6 protein-coding genes are annotated in these 10,925 nt (G+C 34.0%); 1 reads left to right on the top strand and 5 read right to left on the bottom strand.

Annotation, left to right across the window (positions count from 1 at the left end; translation table 11 throughout):
* Nucleotides 1-389: 389 nt before the first annotated feature.
* From ACM55H_RS17155 to ACM55H_RS17135, 5 genes are all read right to left on the bottom strand, one after another.
* Entirely contained in the window at nucleotides 390-1,847 is a 1,458-nt protein-coding gene (locus ACM55H_RS17155; RefSeq protein ID WP_416837670.1) for a glycoside hydrolase family 30 protein, read from the bottom strand.
* A gap of 248 nt (nucleotides 1,848-2,095) precedes the next feature.
* On the bottom strand, nucleotides 2,096-2,305 hold the full coding sequence (locus ACM55H_RS17150; RefSeq protein WP_416837672.1) for a glycoside hydrolase family 16 protein: 210 nt from the start codon (nucleotides 2,303-2,305) through the stop codon (nucleotides 2,096-2,098).
* Between the two features lie 86 nt (nucleotides 2,306-2,391).
* A complete protein-coding gene (locus tag ACM55H_RS17145; protein ID WP_416837669.1) occupies nucleotides 2,392-2,652 on the bottom strand; it encodes a hypothetical protein in 261 nt (86 codons plus the stop codon).
* A gap of 266 nt (nucleotides 2,653-2,918) precedes the next feature.
* Nucleotides 2,919-4,454 carry a RagB/SusD family nutrient uptake outer membrane protein gene (locus ACM55H_RS17140; RefSeq protein ID WP_416837668.1) on the bottom strand — a complete coding sequence of 512 codons (1,536 nt, stop codon included), beginning with the start codon at nucleotides 4,452-4,454 and terminating at the stop codon, nucleotides 2,919-2,921.
* A 30-nt stretch (nucleotides 4,455-4,484) separates the two neighbouring features.
* Nucleotides 4,485-7,571, bottom strand: coding sequence for a SusC/RagA family TonB-linked outer membrane protein (locus ACM55H_RS17135; protein ID WP_416837667.1), 3,087 nt, complete (start codon nucleotides 7,569-7,571; stop codon nucleotides 4,485-4,487).
* Nucleotides 7,572-7,926: 355 nt separating this feature from the next.
* Between ACM55H_RS17135 and ACM55H_RS17130 the strand changes: the two genes are divergently transcribed.
* The gene (locus ACM55H_RS17130; RefSeq protein ID WP_416837666.1) at nucleotides 7,927-10,794 is read left to right on the top strand and encodes a helix-turn-helix and ligand-binding sensor domain-containing protein; all 2,868 of its coding nucleotides are present in this window, start codon (nucleotides 7,927-7,929) and stop codon (nucleotides 10,792-10,794) included.
* The last annotated feature ends 131 nt before the right edge of the window (nucleotides 10,795-10,925 follow it).

Raw genomic sequence — 10,925 nt, 5'->3', positions numbered from 1 at the left:
TTTAATGAAAAATGGAGGTGGTCATTTTGCTCCGGAATTAGGTGGTCATTTTGAATTGGAATCAGGTGGTCACTTTAAATTGGAATTGGGTGGTCAATATCACTGGAATTTGCAGTGTATCGACATAAGGTTGTCCAAAACCTGTAAAAGCCCAAAGATTGATGATTAAACTAAAAGCGATCAATTTAGCAGTTCTTAGATTCTTGGGATTTTTCATATTAATTTTCAACATATTGTAATAATTTATAAAGCAATTTGTAATAATTTATAAAGCAATTTTCGTTTTTAACATTGACCATAGCGATTTGAATTTGATGCTTTTGGCTTTTATAAGGAACTTTTATTATTTTCATTCAAAACTGTGCTGATTAAGGCCTCCAAAAAAATGATTAATAAACTAATGTCTGAATACCGTGAGCTGGAATTACTACCACAGTTTTCTCTGAAGCAATGATCAAATTATACGTAATCTCTTTATCAGATTGATTCATTACCACAGTAACCATTTTTCCGTCTGTATTCAGGAATGAAGTACTTAACAAACTGCTTCTACTCACAGCTGTACTGACTCTTTTAGCATCAGGACGAATAAATTTCGAAAAATGACCTATATAATAATACGAAGGCGTATAAATTAATTCTCCTGAATTCAAATCAGCATGAATTGGCGCAAAACAGAAATTCCCCACATGGTTAGGACCTCCTTTTTGGTCCAAAAGGATGTTCCAATCCGTCCAACCCACTGTTCCATTATTGAAATCATTAATAATGGAAGTACCATAACGTTCCCCGTTTGCCCAAAATTGATATTTCTTGGCATCAAATTTTTCAACACATCCTTCAGTAAACAATAAGTTTTTAGATGGATATGCCTCCTGAACTTTACGAACATTCTCAAACATTGGTGCTCCGCCTGACCAAGATTCATACCAATGGAATCCCATTCCCCAGGCATATTTTGAAGCTTCCGGATCCGAAAAAATAACATTTGCCCGCTGATTCATTAAATCGCGATTGTGATCCCAAACCACAATTTTCTTGTCTCCCAAACCTTCTTTTTTCATTGTGGGACCAAGAAAGTTTTTTAGAAAATCTCTTTCTGCATCAGCGGTATACACACAAGATTCCCAAGATTGAACAGCCATGGGTTCATTTTGTACCGTAAGACCCCAAATTGGGATTCCTTCTTTTTCATACGCTTTGATAAATTTTGTATAATAATTTGCCCAAGATTGGTAATACTCCGGTAATAATGTACCTCCTTTTAGCATACTATTATTGCTTTTCATAAAAGCCGGGGGACTCCATGGCGAAGCATAAATTGATAATTTTCCTCCAGCTGTTTTTATGGCTTTTTTAATCAATGGAATACGATATTGCCTGTCATGGTCAATATTGAAAGTCTTCAAAGCTGCATCACCCTCTTTGATATAAGTATAGCTTTCACTGCTAAAATCAGAACTATGAATGGTGGTTCTTACCAATGAATAACCAATTCCTTTTTCTTTATCATAATAAGCATTCAAAAGTTCTTGTTGCTTGTCTTTAGGCAATTTTGCAAAAACCTCAGCACTTGCATCGGTGATTGCGCCTCCAATTCCCATAAAACTTTGGAACGTTTTTTTAGGCTCAACAAAAACGGAAATCTCTGTTTCTAAAGGTTGTTTAGACGGTGAGAGAACTAACTTATCTGTCAGCGTCAATCTTAATTTTGTATTGTCTGCTGTAGTATAAACGCTAACTGTTTTGTCTTTTGTTGAAAAGAGTTTTGATTGTATTTTGCTTTTCTGCTGAGCAAGAGCTAAAAAAGACACTGCTAAAAGTGCTGCGGTTGTGATTTTTTTCATTTTATAAATATTATGTGTGTATGTTATTTTACCGACTATAGTTCCTACGGAACCCGATTCTAATGCCGTTGTTAATTTCGATTGTGTTTAATATTGAACATTTCGGCCGTACATTCATCATTTTCAACAATTAAACTTTTTTACTTAATAGTTACAACAACTTCTTTTTTAATATCTCTGGAAGAACTTTCTTTATTTTTAAATTATTATTCTCCACTGAAGCCCCTATCCAACTTACAAATAGAAGCTTACAATGAAGAACCACTTAAACAAACACCATTAATTATAACTCTAACATAATCTATCTCAAAAGTGGAAGAAGTAAAATCAGAATCTATTGTACCTCCAAAACCACCTCCTATTGCACTATTTATAATCAAGAAAAAATTCTGATTAAAAGGAAAACTGGTCGTATTTGCAAACGTATAAAACAACTGATTGTCAACATAAAACTTAATAGATGCCGCTGACCAATCGATAGCATAGATATGAAACTCAGTTGCTGCATTCGAAATTATAACGATTCTGCATCTAAATCATAACCTCATTTAGAGCTATCCGGAGCGCCATCAGTATTAAATTCATCGGACCAAACTAATTTGGGTTGAACCAAAACAGTTATAGAGTGTATTGTACTAACAAATTGATCTGTATTGTAAGCAGACACATATAATACATAAGTATTGAAACCCGATGTGGTATAGGTGTAAGTAAAACTTCCATTTGTTATTTCTTTTGCTCCTCCATTTCCGAGTACAATTTTATACTTTGTTGTATTGGTTACTGAAAGGGCAAAATTTACCACGCCACATCCATCACCATTTGGAGTCTGAGTTGTAGCCCAACTATGTTGGTGTAACTAAGATTTGTAGGTTTTATAGAAACTACAGCTTTTTCTGAATTTGAACCACTGCATGCAAACATTAGAAAGCAATTCAAAACGATAAACAAACTTATTTTAGAAAAAAATATTTTCATTTATTTAATATACTAACTAAAACAATTCTTTTATAAAAAATGACCCATAATCATAAGAGAATGGGTCATTCCACCTACTCAAATTTAACTAAATTACCAACCAGGGTTTTGTATTAACTTATCATTATTGTTAACCTCTGCAGCAGGTATTGGGTATAATTTATGTTTTTCTGCAAAGTTGCCATTTTTACTAAAACCTTGATTTTTCAATATATTGGAAGCATCCCCCCAACGAATTAAGTCAAGAAATCTAAATCCTTCAAACGCCAATTCCAATCGTCTCTCTGTCTTAATTGCATCCATCGAAATTACTTTAGCCGGCAGATTCACTCTGTTTCGTACTTGATCAAAATTCACTTGAGCTCCTGCAATATTTCCTGCTAAAAATTTCGCCTCAGCAGCCATTAATAAAACGTCAGCATATCTGATTAATCTAAAGTTTGTTCCATAGTTCAATTCAGTAATAGGTCCATCAGTTTCAGCGGCTAATGTACCATACTTAAGTCTAAAGTAACCTTCCATTCCCCAAACCGGGTCTGGTTTTGTCCAGTCTTCTGTCCAATCTCCGCCATATTTCGATCTAAGATCTGCTACTGATAATATAGAAGCATTTTTTCTAATCATGTCCCCTTCTGCATCAAATGCCTGCGCCATTTTAGCTGTTGGATAGTTAAATCCCCAACCCCCTTGAAGACCAGAGGTTCCGCTTTTGAAATAATCACCTCTTGGCCCCATCAACTGCCAGTTAATATTACTTTCCATTGCACGGCTTGCCCATGGGAAATTTCCCCAATCATAGCCTGCAGTAGAAACATAGCCAATTTCAAATAAGGATTCTATACCATATTCGGATTCTTTTAAGAATATCTTTGAGTAATCTGTAGCAAGACCGTACTCATTTGATTGAATAACTTTGTCAAGTGCAGTTGCTGATTCTGAATATTTCTTTTGATATAAATAAGCCTTACCTTTCAAAGCCCAAGCAGTACCTTGTGACATTCTGAAACGCATTTCAGGTGAGTACTCACTCTTTTTAGGAAGATCTGGAATAGCTTCATCTAAATCTTTATGTATTTGCGCATAAATCTCCTCAGGTGTAGATTTTGCAATTGCATATTCAGCTGGTGATGGAAGCTTTAAACGCAATGGCACTCCATCCCACATTGAAACTAATTCAAAGTAGAAATAGGCTCTCAAAGCCTTGGCTTCTGCTATCATTTTGGTTTTTGCCGGTGTATCGCCCTCTGCTGTATTAATAATTGCATTCGCTCTCATTATACCAAAATACATAGCTTGAAATGAATGTTCTATTGGCTTATTCTCTGAGGTGTAAGAATAGTCGTCCAGTTGTTGGTATGGTGGTTGATCTGCTTTTGAACCTCCCCCTGCATAGGATTCATCAGAAGGAAATGATTTTACAACATACATTGAGTTCCAGTCTTGATTATAAGCCCATTGTAAAACATCATAACAAGCAAATACACCTTCTTGCAATTCTTCTTCCGTTTTAAAATAATCATCCGCCGCCAGAACACCATAAATTGGTTTCTCTAAGAAATCTTTTTCACAGGATGTTAGCATTAAAACTAGGCCTGCAATAACCGATAATTTATAAATTAATTTTTTCATTGTTATATATTTATAGTAATAGTCATTAAATTAAAATGTTACTGATAAGCCTGTCATTAAACGGCTTGCGGTAGGATACAAACCTCTATCGATACCTTGAGAGTTGTTTGAGAAACTTCCTACTTCCGGGTTGATCCCTTTGTATTTTGTGAATGTAAAGTAATCATCTAACGACATATATAGTCTTAGACCGGTCATTCCTAATCGTTTGATTAATTCTGACTTAAAATTATAGCCTAATTGAATTTGTTTTATTTTTACATAAGAGGCATCTTGAACCATTAAATCACTTGAATAAATGATTGGGTCACTGTACGAAGCTTTTGGGAAGCTATTGGTACTTCCTTCCCCTGTCCATCTGTCAGTAAAAAAATAGGATGGACGGTTAGTAGTTGGGTTGTCAACTCTGGCTAATGCCATGAAGTTCTGGCCTCCAAAAGCACCTTGTAAAAATACTTTGAGATCAAATCCTTTATACTCAAAATCTAAAGTTGTTGCAATCAATAAATCTGGATGTGGACTCCCAATGTATGTTTTATCCTTGTCATTGATATCACCATCACCATTGGCATCTACTACAATTGGATCACCAGGCGTTGGAGACCATGATGTAACATTCCCTAAAGATGTTTTATAAGCATCAACTTGTGATTGATTTTGGAATATTCCATTTGTTTTATACCCTCTAAAGAACCAAACCGGTTTACCCAACTCAAAAGAGGTGATAGTCCCTAGTACAGGAAGGCTTGCTCCATCAACTCTGTCAAGTAATGGGTTCAAATACGTTACTTCATTTTTGATAGTAGTTAGGTTAAAGTTGATGCCATAATTGAAGTCACCTCTTTTTTCTCTCCATCCTAATTCTATTTCAATACCCTTGTTAGTTACATCTCCTGCATTAGCGTAAGGAGCTGGGTAACCTGTTGATAACGGGGGGGAAGAAGGCGTCAATAGATCTCTGGTTACTTTGTTGTAATAATCAAAACCTAGTGTTAATCTGTTGGTAAAAGCTCTTAAATCAAATCCAAAATCGGTTTGCTCTGTTGTCTCCCATGTTATATCTTCATTTGCCAAGGCTTTAAGTTCTCCAACTGTATGAAAATTGCCAAGTGCATCAGGGTATCTTAAACCATCTTTAGTAATAAGGGCTTTCCATTGGCCTGCCGCAATATTAGAAGTTGAACCGTTTTGACCCCAAGAACCTCTTAACTTAAGGTAGTTTATAGATTCCATTTTCCAAAATGACTCATTTGATAACACCCAACCTGCTGATACGGCGGGGAAGTAACCCGCTCGTTTATTTGGTGCAAAAAGTGAAGAATTGTCATTTCTCAAAGAAGCCTGAAACAAATATTTATCATCATAAGAATAAGTAATACGACCAAAATAAGAATCCATCGATGTTGGATATTTATTACCTGAAATAGTTCCTGCTACAGGAGTTTCACCAACTTGTGCCCATTGATCTCCTTCTTTAATCATACCAGATGTACGTGTATTTAAGTAACGATATTCCGAATCTTGGGCTGACATTCCCAGCATAGCAGAGAATTCATGCTTCTCAATTTTTTTGCTGTAGGTAGCAAAGTTTTCCCAAAGCCATGTTTTAGATATCCCTTGATTGTATGTTTTAGAATTTGTAGTGTTTTGTTTGTTTTGATTCCACCAATATTTTGCAGTCCAATCATCATAGTTATTAAATGCTTGTTCAATCCCAAAACGTGTTGTAAAAACCACCCCGTCAATAGGCTTAATGTTAGCATACACATTACCAATAATTTTAGTTTCTAGTGAGAGACCATTATCAAGTGCGATTTGCCCAATAGGGTTGGCTATTTCTCCAATAATATAGTTTGATATACCATAATATTCTCCATTTTCATTGGTAAGTAATGGATACCCCGCCACTAATGCAGCCTGTACATGTTGAGGCAATGGAGTTCCTTTTGGATAATAAACTGGAGTTAATGGATCCATCAACATAACATGATTCATAATACCATTAAAACTATCATCTTCTGTGAAAGCTTTACGTTTATTTATGGAATAAGAAAAGTTTTCACCCACTTCTAAATACTTACTTACTTTGTGATTTGAGTTAAACCTCATTGTTGTACGATTAAAATTGGTCTTATCTCCCCCAAAAAGTCCGTCTTGAGTGAAAAAGTTACCTGAAAGTAAAAATGTTGACACTTCATTTCCTCCGGAAACCTGAAGAGTATGATGTTGTATAGGCGCAGCATCTTCAGCAGTTTCATCAATCCAGTTTGTACCTTCTTTGCCTTTCCATTCCGCGACATTTGGCTTGTTTCCAGGAGGTTTAGTTTCATCAATCCATTGTACATACTGGTCAGCATTCATCATCTTAAAATTGCTTCTTAATGATTGAAAGCCGTATTGCGTACTATATGACACATTCATAGTGCCTGACTTCCCTTTTTTAGTTGTAATCATTACAACACCATTACCACCATCGGCACCATAAATAGCTGCAGAAGCGGCATCTTTTAGAATCTCCATCTTTTCGATATCGTTTGGGTCTAAGAAATCAATGTTGCTTGTACGCATTCCATCAACAACAAAAATAGGATCAGAATTACCATTTGATCCTGCCCCACGGATACGAATCTTAGCCCCTGCCCCAGGAGCTCCAGATTGCGGCAAAACTGTAACTCCAGCGGTTTGTCCTTGCAAGGCTTGGGAAGTCAAACCGACAGATAAATGTGCTATCTGATCAGCCTTTATTGAAGATATTGCACCCGTAACAACACTCTTCTTTTGAGTACCATAACCAACAACTACAACTTCATTTAAGGATTGCGTGTCAGAGTTCAGTTTAATTTGAATTTCATTTCTCCCGTTAATTGCTTCTTGTACGGTTTTGTATCCAATAAAGCTGATTGTCAAAGTTCCATCTTTTGGAGCCTTTATTTGAAACTTCCCATCAAAGTCTGTTGCAACTGACGATTTTGTCCCCTTTAGTACTATGGTTGCCCCTGGTATTGACATCCCCTTATCGTCAAGTACTTTCCCATTTATGGTAGCATCTTGTGCATGACCATAAACTGAGAATAATAGTGACGAAATACAAAAAATAAATCTTTTTAATAATTTCATTTTTCTAAAATTTTGGTTAATTAATTAGTAATTCGGAGCAATATTAAACATGTTTTTTTTACTATTCGGAATTATACTCCCAAACAAAACCTCAGCAAATCTAACTTTACACCGAAAAAAAACCAAGCAAAACCTCAGCATATTTATTTTAATATATTGATTATTAGGTAATTATAATTTACATATATTACACATCAAAGTATTTTAAAACAAAAAAAACTTGCATTGCTAAAAAAAACGATAATTTAGCCTTTTTGATAGGCTGGTAATCAGTAGGTATTACAGATTATGACTAAAATGACAATCATTTTTTTAAAGAGAAAAATTGACTGACTACAATTTAAAAGAGATAATCATGAATCAACTAAAATTAAACATTCTTTTTTTTCTGTTATTTGTAATACCCTTTTCTGGTCAAATCAAAAACATTGGAGTCCCCGACATCCGAAATTATAAAAGAACCGATTATAAAGGAGGGACTCAAAACTGGAATATTGACCAAGATAAAAACGGAAATATTTACTTTGCCAACAATAACGGTCTATTTCAATTTGACGGTGCATCATGGCGAAAGTATAGCTTACCAAATTCTCCCCTTATTAGATCCGTAAAAATTGATGATTCAGGCAAAATATTTGTCGGAGGTAATAATGAATTTGGCTATTTCAAACCTAATTCTAAAGGAAAACTGGAATATTTTTCCTTATCTAAAATGGTAAATATAAATACAGTCAAATTAACTGGTTACATTTGGAAGATACATATTCATAAAGGGGAAGTTATTTTTCAATCTTTTGAAAGGGCTTTTATCTTTAAAAACAATAAACTTAGATTATTGGAAGCCCCCACTAAATTCCAATTTTCATTCCAAGTAAATAACCACTTGTATTTTCAAGATATTACAGCAGGGATAATAGAATACAAAAACGGAAAATTATTCCAGCTAAAAAACACTACCATTTTAAACAATACAGAAATCTGGGGTATCTTTCCTATGCCTGATAACAAGTTGCTCGTTGCTACTTTAAACAAGGGTCTTTTTAAATATGACAATGAAAAAATGATTCCTTGGGATACCGAAGCGAATGTATTCATCAAAAAGAATGGTTCACTTGGAGGCGTAGCTATAAAAGACAAATTCATTGTAATCAATTCAGTTTTAAACGGGATTATTATATGTGATTTAAATGGAAAAATCATTCAACATATTGATCGCGACAAAGGACTCCAGAATAATACTGTGCTAACCTCTTTTATTGACAACAAGAATAATCTTTGGCTTGGTTTAGATAGCGGAATCGCATTTATTAACGAAAACTCACCATTTAGTTATTTTCCTTTTAGTTATAATCTAGGTAGCGTTTATGCATCAGTCGTATATAAAGAAAATTTGTATGTAGCTACAAACCAAGGCGTTTTTTACCATCCTTGGAACAAAAACTTCAATGAAAGCAGTTTTACTCTAGTAGAAGGAACAATTGGTCAAGCCGACGCTATTCAAGTAATTGGAAACCAATTATTATGCGCACACAATAATGGTGCTTTAGTGATTGAAGGAGGGAAGACGATAAAAGTACTGGATGAAAATGGTTATTCTAGATTTCAAATAATCCCCAGTCGGCCAAATTTTGTTATAGGATCAAATAAAAATGGGTTTGCGGTATTCGAAAAGACAGCTAATGGTTTAGAATTCAGAAATCAAATTATAGGTCTTTATAAATCCTCTTTATCTTTCGAACTGGACAATAACTATTTATGGCTAAAAAATGATGGATTATTATATCAAATGGAACTGTCTTCTGATTTAAAAAAATTTAAATTGATAAAAACCATTCCTAATTTGTCCGCTAATGATAAAGGTTTTGGAAGCATTCAGAAAATAAACAACAGTATTTACTTTCAAACAAACAATCATTTTTACAAATATTCAAAAGAACAAGACTTGTTTTATGAAGATAAAAAAATGAGTTTGATTTTTAAAGACATTCCCAAAATTAAAGCATTAACTGAAGATGCCAATGGAAACCTCTGGTATGTATTCAATGAATCATTAGGCGAATTAATGAAAAATAGCAATGGTACTTATACAAATCTTGTTGCCCCATTTTCAAGTTTGACGGGTAATTTAATCACTGATCGTCTTTCTGTAAATACCATTAATCCAAAAAACATATTTATAGGACTTATAGACGGATTAGCACATTATGATTCCAAATTATTAAACAATACCGTAACTAAACCCACCGTTTTTATTCGAAGTTTTTCCTCTCCCAGTGATACACTAATCTTTGGAAATGAGAAAAAAGTATCTGAAAAATATTTAATTCCGTATGCTTCAAATCATGTAAAATTCACATTTTCATCCCCAACTTATGAAAATCTTGAAAATGTTAAATTCTCTTATAAATTAGAAGGTTTTGATGACAAATGGAGTAATTGGTCAACAATTTCATTTAAAGAATATACCTATTTAAGAGAAGGTAATTATAAGATGAAATTAAAAGTGAGAAATAGCTATGGAATTCAATCAGAAGAAGCATTTGTTGTATTTACGGTTTCTCCACCATGGTACAGACATTTTTTAGCGTATTTAGTTTATATTTTACTTGGTGTTGTGTCCATATCTTATATGAGACAAAGAACAAAAATGAAAATACGAAAAAATAAATATTATGAAACCATTGAGCAAAGAAGGCTTTATCTGGAAAAAGAATCAAAAATCAGACAAGAACAATATGAACTGGAAAAGGAAAATGAAAAACTAAAAAAGGACAAGCTTAAAACCAAGATTCTGGCAAAAGACAAGGAGCTAGTCAATAATTCTTTGCAGGTAGTAAATAAAAACAAAATTCTAAACGGAATCATCCATAAACTAAAAGACATTAATACAGAATCATTTGATGAAACCACTAAATCCCAATTTACCAAATTAAACAGAAGCATTGAAAAAGAGGTAAATACAGACAAAAGCTGGAACGATTTAGAAAAACACATCAAAAATGTTCATTATGATTTTTTGAAAAGATTAAAAGAAAAACACCCAACAATTTCTCCTCGAGAATTAGATTTGTCGACATATTTATTAATGAATATGTCAACAAAAGAAATTGCAGAAATCATGAATGTTTCAAGTCGAGGAGTTGAAGTTTCCCGACATCGTTTAAGAAAAAAAATGGGTCTGGATACAAAAGACAATCTTGTTGGTTACTTGATGAGTATATAACAAAGAAGGCGTCCTATGACTCATTCCGAACCAACCCCGTAAGTCTGTCAAAACCTTTTCGCATATCAATCAAAGTGGAGCGCATCTGATAGTGAACAGGTAAACTTTTGTGTCATTGCCCCGGATTCTCA

It is taken from the genome of Flavobacterium cryoconiti (assembly GCF_048158645.1).
In the GTDB taxonomy this organism is placed as follows: domain Bacteria; phylum Bacteroidota; class Bacteroidia; order Flavobacteriales; family Flavobacteriaceae; genus Flavobacterium; species Flavobacterium cryoconiti.
The sequence above is the reverse complement of the archived record's forward strand: the minus strand, read 5'-3'. Positions and strand labels throughout refer to the sequence as shown.

Bases quoted from the DNA above. Each gene is read 5' to 3' on its own strand.
- ACM55H_RS17155 (WP_416837670.1), bottom strand. From the start codon at position 1,847: ATGAAAAAAATCACAACCGCAGCACTTTTAGCAGTGTCTTTTTTAGCT.
- ACM55H_RS17140 (WP_416837668.1), bottom strand. From the start codon at position 4,454: ATGAAAAAATTAATTTATAAATTATCGGTTATTGCAGGCCTAGTTTTA.
- ACM55H_RS17135 (WP_416837667.1), bottom strand. From the start codon at position 7,571: ATGAAATTATTAAAAAGATTTATTTTTTGTATTTCGTCACTATTATTC.
- ACM55H_RS17130 (WP_416837666.1), top strand. From the start codon at position 7,927: ATGAATCAACTAAAATTAAACATTCTTTTTTTTCTGTTATTTGTAATA.